This window comes from Streptomyces sp. MA5143a, assembly GCF_900290235.1.
Lineage (GTDB): Bacteria > Actinomycetota > Actinomycetes > Streptomycetales > Streptomycetaceae > Streptomyces.
In genome coordinates this window covers 101,664-117,556 of the sequence record NZ_OLMK01000096.1, presented here as the reverse complement: position 1 = coordinate 117,556, position 15,893 = coordinate 101,664, and the positions used below count along the sequence as shown (strand labels likewise).

The 15,893-nt window shown below is 68.2% G+C and carries 16 protein-coding genes and 1 tRNA gene; 9 read left to right on the top strand and 8 right to left on the bottom strand.

The window, feature by feature from the left end:
• Positions 1–7: 7 nt before the first annotated feature.
• Both SMA5143A_RS34560 and SMA5143A_RS34555 read left to right on the top strand, forming a co-directional pair.
• Positions 8–862, top strand: a complete 855-nt coding sequence (locus tag SMA5143A_RS34560) for a helix-turn-helix domain-containing protein (protein ID WP_107466768.1) — start codon at positions 8–10, stop codon at positions 860–862.
• Positions 863–882: 20 nt separating this feature from the next.
• A complete protein-coding gene (locus tag SMA5143A_RS34555) occupies positions 883–1,056 on the top strand; it encodes a DUF397 domain-containing protein (protein ID WP_181362152.1) in 174 nt (57 codons plus the stop codon).
• A 118-nt stretch (positions 1,057–1,174) separates the two neighbouring features.
• Here SMA5143A_RS34555 and SMA5143A_RS34550 read toward each other — a convergent pair whose 3' ends face one another.
• The 6 genes from SMA5143A_RS34550 to SMA5143A_RS34525 all read right to left on the bottom strand — a co-directional run bounded on the left by SMA5143A_RS34550 (position 1,175) and on the right by SMA5143A_RS34525 (position 7,823).
• A complete protein-coding gene (locus SMA5143A_RS34550; protein WP_107466766.1) occupies positions 1,175–1,570 on the bottom strand; it encodes a hypothetical protein in 396 nt (131 codons plus the stop codon).
• Positions 1,571–1,596: 26 nt separating this feature from the next.
• Entirely contained in the window at positions 1,597–3,246 is a 1,650-nt protein-coding gene (locus SMA5143A_RS34545) for a hypothetical protein (RefSeq protein WP_258193897.1), read from the bottom strand.
• 165 nt (positions 3,247–3,411) lie between these two features.
• Positions 3,412–5,160, bottom strand: a complete 1,749-nt coding sequence (locus SMA5143A_RS34540) for a relaxase/mobilization nuclease domain-containing protein (protein ID WP_107466765.1) — start codon at positions 5,158–5,160, stop codon at positions 3,412–3,414.
• A complete protein-coding gene (locus SMA5143A_RS34535; protein WP_107466764.1) occupies positions 5,157–5,498 on the bottom strand; it encodes a plasmid mobilization relaxosome protein MobC in 342 nt (113 codons plus the stop codon). The genes SMA5143A_RS34540 and SMA5143A_RS34535 overlap by 4 nt, the downstream gene beginning before the upstream one ends.
• 785 nt (positions 5,499–6,283) lie before the next feature.
• Positions 6,284–6,973 (bottom strand): zinc finger domain-containing protein, encoded by a 690-nt coding sequence (locus SMA5143A_RS34530; protein ID WP_107466763.1) that lies wholly within the window; start codon positions 6,971–6,973, stop codon positions 6,284–6,286.
• A gap of 7 nt (positions 6,974–6,980) precedes the next feature.
• Entirely contained in the window at positions 6,981–7,823 is an 843-nt protein-coding gene (locus SMA5143A_RS34525) for a helix-turn-helix domain-containing protein (RefSeq protein WP_107466762.1), read from the bottom strand.
• Between the two features lie 470 nt (positions 7,824–8,293).
• Between SMA5143A_RS34525 and SMA5143A_RS34520 the strand changes: the two genes are divergently transcribed.
• From SMA5143A_RS34520 to SMA5143A_RS34500, 5 genes are all read left to right on the top strand, one after another.
• Positions 8,294–8,551 (top strand): helix-turn-helix domain-containing protein, encoded by a 258-nt coding sequence (locus SMA5143A_RS34520; RefSeq protein WP_107466761.1) that lies wholly within the window; start codon positions 8,294–8,296, stop codon positions 8,549–8,551.
• 141 nt (positions 8,552–8,692) lie between these two features.
• Positions 8,693–8,905 carry a helix-turn-helix domain-containing protein gene (locus SMA5143A_RS34515; RefSeq protein ID WP_107466760.1) on the top strand — a complete coding sequence of 71 codons (213 nt, stop codon included), beginning with the start codon at positions 8,693–8,695 and terminating at the stop codon, positions 8,903–8,905.
• Complete coding sequence (locus SMA5143A_RS34510; RefSeq protein ID WP_107466759.1) at positions 8,905–10,056, top strand: tyrosine-type recombinase/integrase; 1,152 nt, start codon at positions 8,905–8,907, stop codon at positions 10,054–10,056. The genes SMA5143A_RS34515 and SMA5143A_RS34510 overlap by 1 nt, the downstream gene beginning before the upstream one ends.
• Before the next feature lie 201 nt (positions 10,057–10,257).
• The gene (locus SMA5143A_RS34505) at positions 10,258–12,324 is read left to right on the top strand and encodes a GNAT family N-acetyltransferase (RefSeq protein WP_107466758.1); all 2,067 of its coding nucleotides are present in this window, start codon (positions 10,258–10,260) and stop codon (positions 12,322–12,324) included.
• Positions 12,321–12,800, top strand: a complete 480-nt coding sequence (locus tag SMA5143A_RS34500; protein ID WP_258193895.1) for an ASCH domain-containing protein — start codon at positions 12,321–12,323, stop codon at positions 12,798–12,800. Before SMA5143A_RS34505 ends, SMA5143A_RS34500 begins: the two co-directional genes overlap by 4 nt.
• Positions 12,801–12,859: 59 nt before the next feature.
• Here the strand turns inward: SMA5143A_RS34500 and SMA5143A_RS34495 are convergent, their stop codons facing one another.
• Both SMA5143A_RS34495 and SMA5143A_RS34490 read right to left on the bottom strand, forming a co-directional pair.
• On the bottom strand, positions 12,860–13,360 hold the full coding sequence (locus SMA5143A_RS34495; protein ID WP_181362145.1) for a hypothetical protein: 501 nt from the start codon (positions 13,358–13,360) through the stop codon (positions 12,860–12,862).
• Positions 13,361–13,868: 508 nt separating this feature from the next.
• Positions 13,869–13,942: transfer RNA gene (locus SMA5143A_RS34490), tRNA-Gly, on the bottom strand.
• 612 nt (positions 13,943–14,554) lie between these two features.
• Here SMA5143A_RS34490 and dcd point away from each other — a divergent pair.
• Positions 14,555–15,130: a dCTP deaminase gene (dcd, locus tag SMA5143A_RS34480; RefSeq protein ID WP_107466754.1), complete on the top strand. Its 576-nt coding sequence runs from the start codon at positions 14,555–14,557 to the stop codon at positions 15,128–15,130.
• Positions 15,131–15,132: 2 nt separating this feature from the next.
• Positions 15,133–15,642, top strand: a complete 510-nt coding sequence (locus SMA5143A_RS34475) for a phosphoribosyltransferase (protein WP_107466753.1) — start codon at positions 15,133–15,135, stop codon at positions 15,640–15,642.
• Positions 15,643–15,893 lie beyond the last annotated feature (251 nt).

Here is a 15,893-nt window from a genome sequence, read left to right as displayed (position 1 = left end):
CCGACCCGTGAGCACCCAAGTACAAGAGGCACTGCAAGCGCTCGGTGCCCGGCTGCGCGGCTTCCGCAAGGATGCCGGTTTCGCCAGCGGCCGGGCATTCGCACGCGCCACTGCGTGGCAGGAGTCGAAGGTCTCCCGCATCGAGAACGGCAAGCAGCGCCCCAGCGAGGACGACATCCGCGTCTGGTGCGAGACGACCGGCCAAGGCGACCAGCTCGGCGATCTGGTCGCGATCGTCCGCCATGTCGACGAGCTGTGGCTCGAATGGCGTCGGCAACTCCAGACCGGCGTCGAGAAACGACAGCGCCAAGCCATCCCGGTCTATGCCAAGACCAAGGTCTTCCGCATCTGGCACCCCACACTCATCTGGGGAACCCTCCAGACGGCGGACTACGCCGCCGAGGTCTTCCAACAGGGCGTCAGCTACTACGAGATACCCAACGACACGGAAGCGGCCGTGGCGAAGCGACTCGAACGCCAGCAGTACCTGTACCAGGGCGAACGCATCTTCAACGTCCTCCTCGGTGAACAGGCCCTCTACACCAACTTCGGCGGCCCGGAGGTGATGAAGGGGCAGCTCGACCGTCTGCTGGCGGTGATGAGGCTGCCGCGCCTCAGCCTGGGCATCGTCCCCAAGTCCGCGCCCACCTTCATATGGCCGGGCAACGCGTTCTCGATGTTCGACAGCCGACTCGTCCTCGTCGAGACCTACTCGGCGGAGTTCTCCGTCTCCCAGCCCCGTGAAATCGAGCTGTACACCAAGGCGTTCGCCCTCCTGAAGCAGTCAGCGGTCTACGGCACCGCCGTCCGAGACCTCATCTCCACGGCGATCCAGCACTACGACCAGATCCCGAACGACTAGGAGAGCGCCCCGTGCAGCCGATGACCCCGAACTGGCGAACCAGCTCCTACACAGAGACGCAGAACTGCGTTGAAGTGGCCGACAACGACCCTGAGCACGTGCTGGTTCGGGACACGAAGGTGCGCGGGCGGGGAATGCTGGCCGTCCAGCGAGGCAGCTGGGCGGCATTCGTCGAGTACGCCAAGGAAGCGTAGCGCTGTCTACCTTCCTTGCGTTGACCGCGAGATTCCCAGCTGTTCACTCAGGAAACGGGAGCGGCGTTCACTCGGTGGACGCTCGCTCTGTTCATTCAGGAAACGCCCGCTAGGACCCTCAGGATCCGGGTAGCAGGGCTGTGACCGTCGACTGGACGAGCTGGGCTGCGGCGAGGACGCCGGGGATTCCGCCGCAGCGTTCGACGAGGTTCTGGAGCATGTAGCGCAGAGTGCCGGGGTCCTGAGCGGGTTCGTCAAGCCGCGGGGCGATCATGTCGAGGTCGCGCAGGGCGCTGTCCACCTCGGGGTACTGGCCGCGTAGTTCTTCCAGGCGCCGTCGCAGGTCGTCGATGCTGTCGCGGGCCTTGTCGACGGCTTCGTTGGTGATGTTGTTGGTCTGGGTGGCGTTCTGGGAGAACGGCGCAGCTTGGGCGGGGCCGGTCATGTGGCCGGTGTTGATGATGCCGAAGTTGGGGCCGTTCGGGATCGGGTCGGGCTGGCGACGGATGGGCATGCGGGGGCTCCTGGCGGGCTCTTGGGTTAGTTCGTCATGGAGGGGTTGACGGAGAACGGCGTGGCCTGGACTGCGCCGGTCATGGTGCCGCCGTTCATGACGCCGAAGTTGTAGATGGCGGTGGACTGTTGGCGGTAGGCGGCGATGTCGACGTTGTGGTCGCGTAGGAAGATCTCGGTGGAGTCGAAGACTCGGCGTTGCATCATCTGCACGTAGTAGCGGGCGTCGTCGTGCATGTGCATGTCCTCCAGCCAGCGGAGGCTGTAGACCTCGCGGAGGCTGACCGGTCCGCTGCCCGGGTCGAGTTCGGGGCGCTTGCGGGCCTTGCGACGTATGAGCCGGTCGAGTCCGACGTAGACGTCGGCAAGGGCGTTGAACGTGGTGCGGCCCAGCCATTTCAGGCTGCGCGGATCTGCGGGCGTGAGACCGGCGAGCTTCGGGTTGAGGGGGCCCATGATGTGCGGGCGGACGGTGACACGCAGGAAGCCGCCCTGGTAGGCGAAGTGGACGAGTATGGCTGCGACGAGGTCGCCGTTCCAAGCGGTGACCCGCGCCCAGATGTAGCGGCGGGCGACCTCCTCGGCGGGCTTGTCGCCGATGTTGTCCACGGCGAGGGCGTGCAGGCCGCGCCAGGCGTCGTCGGCGACCTGGTCCCAGCGCTTGTGGTGGATGCCGGCGATCCCGATGACCTCCACGCGCAGTTTCGGATGATCGCGGTGATGGGAGGGTGCCGGATCGTCCAGACGGCGCGCGATGTGGGCGTGCAACTGGGCGGCGGTGAAGTGCTTCAGCGGATTTCGGGCCACCGGCTTGTTGTGCTTCGCCAGCGCATCCAGGACGGCCTTGGCCACCTCGGCCATGTCGGGCTGACCCGGCTTTTGTGCCGGTGAGCCGAGGCCCGGAAGCGGCCTGGTGCTGTCGTCTTCGTCGTCCTGGCCCTCAGGGGCGGGCTCGACGTCGATGCCGATGACGGCCTCCTGCCATGCCTGTAGACCCGCGCCGAGGAAGCGGTGCCGATCGCCGTTTGCGCGACGTTCGTGGAGGTACGGCAAGGCGTGGGCCTGCACCGCGGTCGAAGGAGCGTGGAGTTCTCCAGCCAGCAGGGCGTTGAGCCGCAGCTGGGCGAGGTAGCGCTCGGCCAGGTAGACGCCCCACAACCCGGCCAGCAGGACGAGGATGGCCCAGCCAGCAGTGAGGGCGCCGGCGATGGTCTGCCAGGCAACGACCGCGACCACGGCCATGACCGCCCCTCGGCGTCTTCGCATGTGCTGGATGGCACGATCACACGCGTGCACCACCGGCTCCTGATGGAAGCCGTAGACCGGGACCGGCCGCGCCGACTTCTTGATCCGACGGCGGACCCAGACCGCGTAGTCCTCCCCCAGCACCACCTCTGGCGGCTTCGGCTCCGACGAACTAGCGGCCTTCTCAGCCTCCTTGGCGGGGAAGAGCCATCGCAGACGCTTCCGTACGGCGGCCTTCAGGTTCTTCCACAGCTGCGCCAGTACGGCACGGAGCACGGCCAGCCAGTCCGTACGGGCGAAGGCGGCGGCGCTCAACCGGCGCGTGATGCCCTCGGTGTAGGTCCCGTGCCTGATGATCTCCCCGCCATTGGCCGCCGTTCCCAATGGCACTGCGGGTGCCGAGAACACCGACTGGTGCTCCGCGTATGACAAGTTCCCACCCCCGTGTCTCCTGGCGGCCGGCCACGACGATCAGCGGCGGACACAGAGGGGCATCGTCCTCGGACACAGGAAGCACCGCCATACCGCAAACCCGCACAAGACGTGCGCGGAGGCGCCCAGGTCGAACAATGACCGAAAGGCGCCTCCGCAGCGGGATTACCTGCGGCGTCTCTGTGGTGCGCCGCCTTGACCGGGGACCTGAGCGGCGCCGGGAGACGAGGCCGTTGTGCTGTGGCGCGCGGGCCGAGTAGGTGGTGCTTCGACCGCGTCGGCGGGCAGGTCGGCGATGCGGCGCAGGCGCCAGACAAGGACGTCGCTGACCGACCCGGCGGTGTCCAGTTCCCGGTGGGTGACGGCTTCGGTCAGCAGCTCCTGGGGGTTGTGGCCCGCCTGGTAGGCGTGAGTGAGGGTGGCGGCCAAGGCGGGCCAGCCCGGTTCGTTCACTACCGCCTCGGCAATCTCGGGTGTTGTGGCGTGGAGGAGGGCGGCGGCCCAGTCGCGTACGGGCTGGAGCAGGCGCAGGCCCTGGGCGTGCAGGCGGGCCATGGGCTCCTCGGCGGCGGCAGCATAGGCGGCGCGCAGGTGAGCGGCGGCCTGGCGGGCGGCCTCGGCCTGCTGGGCGTGGTGGCGCTGGGCGTGCCAGTGAGCGGCGGCGGTGGCGAGGAAGACCAGAGTGTCGATCAGCATCGCCGTGGTCGCGTCGTCCTCCCCGCGGCCCAGCGCCGGGCCGCTGTAGCGGAGGTCGCGAGCGGCTTGGCGCAGGGCCTGGGCATGCCGGTACTCGGCACGGGTGTGGGAGCGGGTGGCCCGCTCGAACGCCCAGGCCGCGTCACGGAGTTGCTGGCGAGTGTGCGATGCGCTGGTCTGGGCGAGGGTGTCCAGGATCTCGCCGGTGGCGGCGATGCGGGCCGCTGCGGCGCCGTCGCAGTCCTGGTCGAGGGTGACCAGGACGGTCCAGGCGGCGCGGGCGGCCGAGCTCCGGGCGGCGGCCGGAGGCGACACAGCTGCACGTGAGCGGGCGGTCGGCTGACGTGCGGCTGCTTCCTGCTCGTCCTGGTGGACGTCGTGGATGGTGGGGAAGCGCCTACGGATGCGGGGCAAGGAGAGGTCGGGGGCGAGCGTGGAGCCGGCGTAATAGATGGGCTCGCCGTCGTCGTTCACGTCGCCGGGCAGGGCCACCTTGTAGCCGAGCAGGTCCCCGGACGGCGCGACGCGCTGGCGGATCAGGAGCCCGGCGGCCTTGAGCCGGGCGAAGAACGCCGCCTCGCTCGCGACGCCGGCCACCGCTTGGCGGACGGTCTCGTGCAGCTCTTCGCGCGCGGGGCGTTCGCGACCCTGGCGTTCCGCCTTGTGGCGTTCGGCGCTGGTGGGGCGTTTGGCGGCGGTGCCATCCCCGGGCGAAACGCGGCGCAGACCGTAGTCGGCTTCGACGCGGCGGCATTCGGCCTGGGCGCGGCGGGCCTCGTTGTGCAGGCGGGGCCGGCGGCCGTCGTCGCGGACCAGGGTGGCGATGATGTGGATGTGGTCGTCTGCGTGGCGGACGGCCGCCCAACGGCATGCCTGCTCGTCGCCGTCGGGGGCGATGCCGGTGACGGCGACCATGCGGCGGGCGATCGCGGCCCAGTCCTCGTCGGACAGGACCGGGTCCTCCGGGGCAGCCCGCACGGACAGATGCCAGACATGGTTCTTGGGGCGCCGGCTGGTGGGCAGGGCGTTGACGGGCTGGTCGAGCAGCCGCTGAAGCTGCTCGTAGGTGGCCTTCGGGTCGCGGCCGGGGTCAGGGGTGAGCGGATCGAAGGCGGCCACCAAGTGGGGGTCGATGTGCTCCTCGTGGGTGCCGGGCCCGTAGAGGTAGTTGATGAGGCCGATCGTCCTGCTGCCGCGCTCGTGGATGCTGGGGATCACTCAGCGGCACCACCGTCGCGGTGGGCGAGCAGGGCGTCGGCGGCGTCCTCCATGCGTCGGGCGGCGCTTCGGACTGCCTCGGCGGCGGCGTCGAGGTGGGGTGCGTCGGCACCGGAGTTGAGGGCCTTGGCGACCTGGTTGAACAGGCCGTGGATGCGGCCCAGGTGTCGGCGGGCGGCGAACAGTTCGTCGATGACTTCCCGTTCGGTGGCGATCTCGGCGGCGGTGCGGGTCAGGTCGCGGGCGGCCTTGTCGGTGGCGTAGGCGAGGAAGGCGGCGTTGGACATCTCGCAGTGGGCGGCTGCGGCGGTGAGGCGTTTGAACTCGGTGTCGTTCATACGGCAGCTGGGCTGCTTCAAGCGCTTGCGCTCTTTTGGCTGACGAGCGCGCTGACGCTTCTTCGCGAGGGGCTCTGCCTGCTTCCCTCCTGGCTGCGGTCCGCCCTCGGTCGCAACCTGACGGTCCGGTGCCCCCTGGCGCAGGGCTGCTCCCGCCACCCCTGGGGCGGGAACCCCGGGAGCATTGCTCCCGGGACAACTTGCTGCGCGGTTGTCTTGGGCGATGGGTGTCTCCTGCCGGTTGGTGTGTTCGTTGTGTCGGTCGTGCACGTGTGGTTCTCCGGGGCATGGTTGATACGGGGGCTGACTTGCCGAGGCGCCGAGCGATGGCAGATGAGGCCAGTGGCCAGGGCGATTCGACGGCTGTGGGGGTTGCGGTAGGCGCCGTCAGGGCGGGGCTGTCGTTGCGAGGAGAGCAGGGGGACGGTCCCCAAAGCGCTGCGGGGCACGGTCCCCCGGACGCTTGGGGACCGCGACACGATGCGCATTGGGGACGGTCCCCCTGACACATCGTCACGGGGACCGTCCCGCTTCCACTGCACGGTCCCGGTCCCCGAGGAGACCGAAGGGGCTACTCCGAGGACGGTCCCCGTTGCTGGGGACGCTCCGGGGACCGCGATGAAAGGCCCTCTGGGCTGCGGTTTCAGAGGGGACCGGTCCCCGAAGCCGTCGGTACGGTCCCCGGGACGCGGTCCCCGAAGTGCTCGTCGGGACCGTGTACGACCAGTTCGGGACCGACGGTCGTAGCCGCACGCAGCTGCCGCGAGAAGCGAAGCCGGGACGCGTCACGCGACTCGGTGTCGGTCCATCCGGGCAGCGGCGAGGTCGACGCGCGAGGGGTGGGGAGTCGCACGCACAGCGTTGCCCCGGGCGGCTCCGTCAGGGCTCGCCCTGCGTTGACGGCACGGGGAGCCCACGGGGGCGTGGCACCAGTCGCACCGGACACCGAGCGCATCGGGGACGCCCTCGGCGACGGCGGCCTCGCGCGCAGCGCGGGTCGGACGGTAGCGGGCCAGTTCGGCGCGGACGGTCGGCGGGATGCATGACCCGATCTCGCGCAGGCGCTCCTCGATGTCGCGAGGCCGGCCATCGCTGGTGATCTGCCGGTGCGTCGACGGGGCGGCCATGCCGGCGGCGACAGCGTTCCGGGCACGGAGCAGCTCGGCACGCCAGGCGACCGGATTGTCGGGGTCGGCAGTTGGAGTGGGGTCGGTGTGCCGGTCGAGGCGGTCGCGTCGGTGGGCACGCCATCGGCGGGCGACGTCCACGGGCAGGATCGGGTACGGCGAGTCGAGGACGTGGGACCGTATCGCCTCGCGGACGTCCCAGCCGTGGTCGGTGGCGAAGGGTACGTCGGCGAGCAGCTCCTGCCACTGGGCGATCTGGTCACGGGCCTCGCCCGTGCCGGTGCGGATGGTGCGGGGGTCGAGGCGTCCGATGTAGGCGAGGACGGCGGCGACTTCGCGTCGGTCCAAGGGCGGGTTACTCCGTTCCGGTCGGTTCGTCGAGGGCGGCGAGCAGGGCGGCCATGTGCGCCTCGGAGCGCGTCATGCCGGTGGTCGGGGTGGGTGTGCCGCCGGGCAGGGCGTAGAGGTTGGGGCGGCCAGTGGTGGGGGTGTGCTCCCGGGCGATCCACGCGCGCCAGTCGGCGGCCCACGCGGCGGCGGTGCGGGGCGCCCACGAGCTCCGGTAGGTGCGCCACTTCTCGTCGGCGGCGTGCAGGGCATGCTCGCCGAGTCGGTCAAGGTGGCCGCGGTGCTGCAGCCAGACACGGGCGTCGTCGTCGATCTGCCACTCGGTGGCGGAGACGAGTGGGGAGCTGCTGCTGCTCTTACCGTTCACCTTCGGTTCTCTACAGTTCTGGGGGTCAGAATCTGCACCCCCCTCGGGTCGGAATTCGTACCCCCTGGGGGCCGGATTTCGTTCCCCGGGGTCGGATTCCGATCCCCCCTCGAAGGGCTCGGCAGGGTCGGATTCAGGCCCCCCGAGGGTCGGAATCCGACCCCCCTGAGGTGCCGGATTTCGGTCCCCCTCTCGGGGCTCATCGGCGAGGAACCTGGCGGCGACTGGAAGGCAGTAGTACGTCTCTCCCCTTGGCCCCTTGCGGTCGGGGAGCTGCACCAGCTCGCCGCTGGCGATCAGCTTCGCCAGGGCGTCGCGCACAGCGGAGCGGGAGGCGTTGGCGCGTTTCATGAGGGTGGGCACGGACGCGTACGCGACGCAGTGCCGGTCGCGGCACCGGTCGGCGATCAGGGCGAGGACCATGCGGGCGGTGCCCTTGCTGCGGCTGTGGTCCCACACCCATTCGCGGGCGTCGTAGCTCATCGGGCGGCGGCTCCTAGGTCAGGACGGGGAGGTGCGATCGGCCCTCGTCGGGCGATGCACAGGGAGGGGGGTGCACACAGCCCCGGTCCGAAGGCGCAGGGGAGGGCTGGTGGCGTCGTATGGCCAAGACAGCCACACCCATGCCGCACAAGTCCAGCATTCCGCCGGGAAATCAGACAGCTGACGGCGAACGTGTGCTGCGAGGCAGGAACAAAACCATAAACCCGGATCGCCGGTTGCCGAAATAATGCACCGTCAGGTGAAGCCAGAAGCATCACATCGGGAACCCGTTGACTCCCGCTGAGAGTGCAAGCTACAACACAACACCCCACGTCAGAGCATGTCATCGGGCTGGCGAAGGCACCGCCAACCGGATACTCGGAACCATAAGCCCAGCCCGTTCGCCGGGCGCAACATAGCCGACGATCGCCGGTTAACCAAACCGGCGAATGGAAGCTACAAATGGAGCCATGGCAGCACGATCCCTGGAAATCGGACCGGCCGGAATACGGACCGCTCGCACCATCGAAATACTCCGCACCGAACGCGGCCTCGCCCAGCGCGAGCTCGCCGCCAGCGTCACCGCTCTCGGCCGTCCGATGACCAACACCATGCTGTCCCGCATCGAACGCGCCCAACGCCGCTGTGACATCGACGACCTCGTCGCCCTCGCCCAGGCTCTCCGGGTCTCGCCCCTGGCCCTCCTGCACGGGATCCGCGCCACGTAGTTCCAGGCGACGCCCGCCGAACGGCCTGCCACGCCCAACCACCCCGAGTAAAGGACCCAACGCCCTTGCGCCGACCCGCAATACCCCCTGCCCTTCCGCGCTCCCGGCGCACCGTCTGCATCGCGCAGGAGGTGACCGCGAATGGCTGACCGCCTCCTGACCGTGGCCGAGGCCGGCGAAATGCTCGGCATGGGCGAGCGCTTCGTCCGCCGCTTGATCGCCGAGCGCCGCATCCGCTACGTGAAGCTCGGCCGCCCGGTCCGCATCCCCGAGAGCGCGATCACCGAGTACGTCGAGGCGCGCACCGTCGAGCCGGTCCGGCGCATCCGTGCCCGCTACGGGAAGGCGGCCTGATGGCGGCACGCAAGCCGCAGAGGCGGCGCGAGTTCGGCACGGTACGCAAGCTCGCCTCCGGCCGATGGCAGGCCCGCTACCTCGGACCGGACGGTCAACGGCACAAGGCACCGGAGATGTTCGAGACCAAGTCTGATGCCCAGGACTGGCTCAACCTCGTCCGTGCGGACATCGAGCGCAGCACATGGCGCGACCCGGACGCCGGCGCGGTCAACTTCGAGAAGTACGCACTCCGTTGGCTGGAGGAACGCGGCCTGGCTCCCACCACCGTCGACCGCTACGACGGACTGCTCCGTCTCCACATCCTGCCGACGTTCGGCGGCAAGGACCTGGACGAGATCGCCCCGCCCTTCGTCCGCACGTGGCGCGCCGAGCGCCTGAAGGCGACCGGCGCCACCACGGTCGCCAAGTCGTACCGCCTGCTGAAGGCCATCCTTCAGACCGCAGTCGACGACGACCTACTCCGCAACAACCCATGCCGTATCAAGGGCGCAGGCAAGGAGGAGGCCGACGAACGTCCCACCGCCACCATCGCCCAGGTCTTCGACCTGGCCGACGCCATGGGACCGCGCTGGCGCCTGATGGTCCTGCTCGGCGCCTTCGCCTCCCTCCGCCCGGAGGAACTGGCCGAACTCCGCCGTCACAGTGTCGATCTCGACGAATGCTCCCTGCGCGTCACACAGGCTTCGCCGGAGCTGACGAACGGCCGACGGGTCACCGGCGACCCCAAGACCCGGGCGGGCAAGCGCACCGTGTACCTGCCCGACTTCCTGCTCCCGGAGCTGCGTCGCCACCTTCAGTGGTTCGCCGAGAAGGAGCTGGACGGCCTCCTCTTCATCGGGGAGAAGGGCGCACCGTTCCGCCGCTCGACCTTCGGCCGCAAGTGGCGCATGGCGAGGGCCAAGGTCGGCATGCCGGACAACTTCCGCTTCTACGACCTCCGCCACACCGGCAACACCCTGGCTGCCGACACCGGCGCCAAGCTGAAGGACCTCATGGTCCGCGCAGGCCAGTCCTCGGAGCGGGCCCAGCTGATCTATCAGCACTCGACGGCGAAGCACCAACGGAGGCTGGCGCAGGGGATCGACGCTGAGGTACGCCAGCAGTTGCGCGAGTCAGCTGGCGAGCAGAGGCGAGGCGAACAGGCATGAGTACGCCGCGGCGTTCGGACCCGGCCGACGGTTCTGTCGACCGGGTCCGAACGCGGTAGTGGAGCGGTGATAGCCCCCGCAGCACCGTGCGCCCCTCGTGCCCCCTTGAGCGAGACGCGTGATTGAGATCAGCTTTCCCACGTATGTAAGTGACAGGGGAGTTGCGGTCGGTTACGCCTGGCCCAACTGGGAGGGGAAGCAATGGCGATCAAGTTGGTGTCCGTTTCGCCTGCGCAGGACGAGCTGATCGACAAGGCCATAACCCTGGGCGATCGCTACACCAAGACACTCGGTCTCCTGACGCCGCCTGCCTACCGGAAGGCAGCTGAGGACGGCGGCCTTCTGGTGGCCGTCGAAGCGCACGAGGTGATCGGCTACGCACTGTTCGGGCTACCGAAGAGAAGCGCTCACATACGCCTCGCCCATCTGTGCGTGGCGGAGGAGCAGCGTGGGCGAGGAATCGGACGCCGGCTGGTGGAGGGCATCAAGGAGCGCTATCCACAACGACTCGGGATCAAGGCCAAGTGCCGACGGGACTACAAGCTCAGTGGGATGTGGAGGAGTCTGGGCTTCGTCCCTCACGGTGAGGTCCAAGGGCGAGGCCGTGACGGCGAGATCCTTGACGGGTGGTGGCTGGACCTTGGCCATCCAGACCTGTTCACGGATATGGAGAGCGACGCGCTCTTGGTGGTGACCGTCGACCATGGCGTGTTCGCCGATCTGCGTGGCCTCGCCGATGCGCCCGACGCGGAGGAGTCCCGCGCGCTTGAAGCAGGCTGGATGACGGATCTGGTCGAGCTCGCCTACACACCGCAGTTGTTCCATGCGCTCCGGGACCTCACGGATACGGCAGAGCGGCAGCACCAGCGGGCGGCGCTCACCGGCCTGCGCAAGCTTTCACCCGCCTCGGCTGCTGTGGAGGAGAGAAGCCGTGAACTCCTCCATGCCGCCACACAGGCGCTGCCGGATCTGCCCGTTGGCGCCGAGCTTCAGAGCTGTCTTCAGTACGTGGCCGAGACGTCGTGTGCCGGACTACAAGTCCTTGCGACGCGAGATCCGTTGCTCACCCGCGTAGCCGAGGTGGCTTGGGAGGTCGCCCGGGTTCGCGTCGTCTCACCGGCCACGGTGACTCTCCACGTGGACGAGCTGCGGCAGGCCCAGGTATACCGCCCGGCCGATCTGATGGGAACGGAGTTCAGGTCCAGCGAGATGGCGCCAGGCGCGGAGGACGAATTGGTCGCGTTCTTTCATCAGTCGGGTCATGACGACGGGGCGACCTTCGCTGAGCGCCTGCGCTCCTTGAACGGGGGAGCGGTTGCGTGGCATCGCGAACTGCTGCGCGACGGAGAAGGCCACCCCGTTGCCCTGTACGCGTGGGCCCTGGACGGGCGAACCCTGATCGTGCCCGTACTCCGCACGGCCGGCCACCGGTTGGAAGAGACCCTGGCCAGGCAACTTCTCTTCCTGCTCAAGCGGCTGGGGCGGGATTGCGGTGCCGAGATCATCCGCATCAGCGATCCCCATCCCTCCGAGGCGGCGAAAGCCGCGGCAGGGGATGACGGGTTCTTCGAGCACGACGGCAGGCTCGTCGCTCTCCTGGTGAATGTGTGCGGGACGGCGGCCGAGGTGGAGGCGGTGGCTGGCGGACTCGCCCGCGAGCTGACCGTGGAGACGGCCGCGCTCCGGGCCGGAATGTCGGCTGAGGTGGCCGCTGTAGTGGAGCGGACGTGGTGGCCGGCGAAGGTCATCGACTCCGAGTTGCCGTCCTTCGTGGTGCCCATCAAGCCCCGCTGGTCGACCGAGCTGTTCAATGTTCCCGCCATGCTCGTGCCGCGGAGTGACGTCCTGGGAATCAGCCGGGAGCACGTCTACTACCGCTCTTCCGGCCATCGCGGGGAGAGTGTCCCTGCGCGGCTGCTCTGGTATGTCAGCGAGAGCAAGTCCGCGGTGGAAAGCCAAATGGTGGTGGGCAGTTCGCGTCTCGACGAGGTGCTCATCGACACACCGGATGCCCTCTTCTCGAAATTCGAACACCTGGGCGTATATGGTCGGGCTGAGGTGCAGGAAGCCGCTGACACCTCCGGCCACGCCATGGCGCTGAGGTTCTCGGACACCGAGATCTTCCCCGAGCCGGTGGCGCTTCGGCGATTGACCTCGCTGGCCAGGGAGCTGGGACTACCTTGGTCGTCGAACTCGCTGATCTCGCTGTCGAAGATCAGCAACGAGCTGTTCCAGGCGGTCTACAAAGAGGGGCACCGAAAGACGTGAACGATCCGGAACGCGCGATGCTGCTGTCCGTCCACCCGCGCTTCGCTACCGCGATCCTGGCCGGCAGCAAGACGGTGGAGGTTCGTCGCCAGCGCGTCGCCGCCCCTCCCGGAACCCGAGTTCTGCTCTATGCGACCGCGCCCACCATGGCCTTGGTGGGCATGGCGCGCATTGCCGCGGTTCATGTCGCCTCTCCCAAGGAGGTCTGGTCGGTCCACCGCAGCCAGACGGGGATCACCCGGCGCGAGTACGACGCCTACATGAACGGTGCGACCCAGGCGAGTGGTCTGACGCTGGAGGAACCGGTTTCCTTTGACGAACCGGTGACACTCGGGGCATTGCGGGCTGCGGGGACGTTCCACCCTCCCCAGAGTTACCGCTACATGAAGGTCGATGACCTTCGTCAGGTGGCGGTCGCAGGACCGGTCGTAGGCACGACCCTTCGTGAGGTGCTGGGACACCTGGCGCCTGCGTAAGGTCGCGGTCGGAGTCCTGCGCGCTCGGAGATTCTGGATGCGGGACTTGCCGTGCATGATCAGTCGAAGAACAGCGTCGCCCAAGGCTGTGCCGGTACCACGCCGCCGTGGTGTGAGCAGGCCCCTCGTCGGCCGATTGAGGTGGACGGCCATCCGTCGGCGCAGTGAGCAGGCGACGGCATCTCGACCCGCCTGACCTCGGGGGGCGCCTGTTCTATCCGGGAAGCGGCGGCGATGAAATCGTCACCGAAGCACTCTCGGTGATCGAGAACGAGACGTGCTGCCTGTCCGGCCAGGGTCCGCTTCTCGGAGTACGCGCTGGATATGTCCACCTCGGTCGCGGGCGTAGCGTCGAGGCTCCCCAGGCCGTCGGGGAAATCGGTCCCGAGCTGCAGGATGCTGATGTCCGGGTCGCCGGCGAACACCAGGGGAATCCGGATGGCGCGGGCCTTGTCGCTCAGGGCCAGTGCCTGTGTCCGGTGCGGCCGGCACATGGCCTCATGCTCGTCGTCCTTCCATCCGTTCCAGATGGCGACACCGAGGCCGGCGAACACGGTCACGGTGACGAGAGCGACCACAGCGAGAACGGCCCGTCGCTTCCGTTCCGCCTGCTGCCTCGCGCTCTCGGCACGAGCCCTCGCCTCCTCTGCGGCGGCTTCGCGCTCTGCTCGGGTGGCATGGTGCCGACAGCCCTTGCCGATCTCCTGCGGGAGCTTGCACGGAGTCCCCTTCTGCGTGAGGCGACCACAGCGCGCTGTCGTTCGGCGTCTTCGGGAACGGTCGTACCTGGTGGCCATACTGGGCATTGTGAATCGCCCGGCCATACCACCGCCGCGCAAGTGGCCCTTTGCGTAAGCGACTTAGTCGCCATTTGCTCGACCTGTGCCGCGGGTCACATGAAATGCGTCTCGGTATTTGAGACGGTCGTGGGCTGGAGGGGGCAAAGTGACGCCCGAGGGTCCGGTAAAGGGGTGCGTGGCCTCGATTTAGGGCACACGGAGGGCACGCAACCCCCAAATTGGTCTAGACAACAAACAAACCCCAGGCCGTTGACCTGGGGTTTCATCATGGAGCGGGTGACGAGAATCGAACTCGCGCTCTCAGCTTGGGAAGCTGATGTTCTACCATTAAACTACACCCGCGTGAGACGCCGGTCGGTGCCGGTGTCGGAACGCTTCGTTACTTTACCTCATGTCGGGCCCCGCGTGTTGATGACGTGGGGCCCGGGCCTGTTTCAGGGGTGGGGACGGGGGCTGCGGGGCGCGGGAGTTGGGGCGTACGGTGGGGGTGCGGAAGAGGGTCCGTGGGGGCCTCCGGTGGATCGGAGTGCCGCCTGGAGGGCCGTCCCAATCATCCCGTAATGTGGCTTTCGTCGTCAGGTCGGCGTGAGGTCGGCCATCAGACGCGGCTCTTGGGGAAGGGACTCTTGGACTTGATGGAGCGCACCGTCGTCCGTTGTGCCGATGGGCACGTGTTCAGCACCGCTTCGTTCCCGATGCAGCAGGCCGAGCGACTCGGCCCCGGCCGGCTCATCCGTTGCCCTCGCTGCGCCCGGCTGCGCAGCGTCGTGCCGGTCGCCTTGCAGAAGCGGTGAGCGTGAAGCGGGAAGCAGTGGGCCAGTAGGAGATGCGGTAGCCGTCGTGCTGCTGTGGCGTCGTGCGGCGTAGGCGTGCGGTGCCGGTTTCGGTAGGTGTGAGACGCGCGGTTCCCCGCCCGAATGCGGAGGGTCCGCGCGTCTTGCGTATCCTCGGGGCGTGCTTCTCTCAGACAAGGACATCCGGGCCGAGATCGACGCGGGACGGGTGCGGATCGATCCGTACGACGAATCCATGGTGCAGCCGTCGAGCATCGACGTGCGGCTCGATCGCTTCTTCCGGGTGTTCGAGAATCACCGGTACCCCCACATCGACCCCTCCATCGAGCAGGCGGATCTCACCCGGCTCGTGGAGCCCGAGGGTGACGAGCCGTTCATCCTGCACCCCGGGGAGTTCGTCCTCGCCAGCACCTACGAGGTCATCACGTTGCCCGATGATCTCGCCTCCCGTCTGGAGGGCAAGAGCTCCCTCGGGCGGCTCGGGCTCGTCACGCACTCCACCGCCGGGTTCATCGACCCCGGGTTCTCCGGTCACGTGACGCTGGAGCTGTCGAATCTCGCGACGCTCCCGATCAAGCTGTGGCCCGGTATGAAGATCGGGCAGCTGTGCATGTTCCGGCTCAGCTCGCCGGCCGAGGCCCCGTACGGGAGCGAGCGGTACGGGTCGCGGTACCAGGGGCAGCGGGGGCCGACCGCCTCCCGGTCCTTCCTCAACTTCCATCGGACGCAGGTGTGAGCGTGGCCCAGGCCCGGGAGAACCTCACCTACGAGGCGTTCGGCGTCGCCGTGCGCGAACTCGCGCAGTCCATCGCCGACGACGGGTACGAGCCCGACATCGTCCTCTCCATCGCCCGCGGCGGTGTCTTCGTCGCCGGCGGGCTCGCCTACGCCCTCGACTGCAAGAACATCCACCTGGTCAACGTCGAGTTCTACACCGGCGTCGGCACCACCCTCGAGATGCCCGTCATGCTCGCGCCCGTGCCCAACGCGATCGACTTCTCCGACAAGAAGGTCCTGATCACGGACGACGTCGCCGACACGGGCAAGACGCTCAAGCTCGTCCACGACTTCTGCCTCGACGCCGTCGCCGAGGTTCGGTCCGCCGTGATCTATGAGAAGTCCCACTCCCTCGTGAAGTGCGAGTACGTGTGGAAGCGGACGGACGAGTGGATCAACTTTCCCTGGAGTGTCCTGCCTCCAGTACATAAGTCGGGCGAGGCGCAGAAGGAGAACAAGGAAGCGCTCTGAACTGCGCTGATGCGTTTGCTTGGCGCTCAGGCGAGCGATCTTGAAAGCCGTCGTGGCAGCGATAGGGCGGGCCGTGAGGGCCGGTGTCGGTCGCTGGCAGTTGCTGGGGTTGCTGTGCTGGTTGCTGTACAGCAGGATCGGACGATGTCCCGATCAGTAGGCGAACACACTGCCGACCCGTGCCCTCGGTGCCTCGTCGAAGCGGTCCGTCCGGGCCGGCCGATGACTGCTGAGGGGCGCGATGTGGTCGC

Coding starts and splice junctions, on each gene's coding strand:
- SMA5143A_RS34555 (WP_181362152.1), top strand. CDS start 883: ATGACCCCGAACTGGCGAACCAGCTCCTACACAGAGACGCAGAACTGC.
- SMA5143A_RS34550 (WP_107466766.1), bottom strand. CDS start 1,570: ATGCCCATCCGTCGCCAGCCCGACCCGATCCCGAACGGCCCCAACTTC.
- SMA5143A_RS34535 (WP_107466764.1), bottom strand. CDS start 5,498: ATGAACGACACCGAGTTCAAACGCCTCACCGCCGCAGCCGCCCACTGC.
- SMA5143A_RS34525 (WP_107466762.1), bottom strand. CDS start 7,823: ATGAGCTACGACGCCCGCGAATGGGTGTGGGACCACAGCCGCAGCAAG.
- SMA5143A_RS34520 (WP_107466761.1), top strand. CDS start 8,294: ATGGCAGCACGATCCCTGGAAATCGGACCGGCCGGAATACGGACCGCT.
- SMA5143A_RS34515 (WP_107466760.1), top strand. CDS start 8,693: ATGGCTGACCGCCTCCTGACCGTGGCCGAGGCCGGCGAAATGCTCGGC.
- SMA5143A_RS34510 (WP_107466759.1), top strand. CDS start 8,905: ATGGCGGCACGCAAGCCGCAGAGGCGGCGCGAGTTCGGCACGGTACGC.
- SMA5143A_RS34505 (WP_107466758.1), top strand. CDS start 10,258: ATGGCGATCAAGTTGGTGTCCGTTTCGCCTGCGCAGGACGAGCTGATC.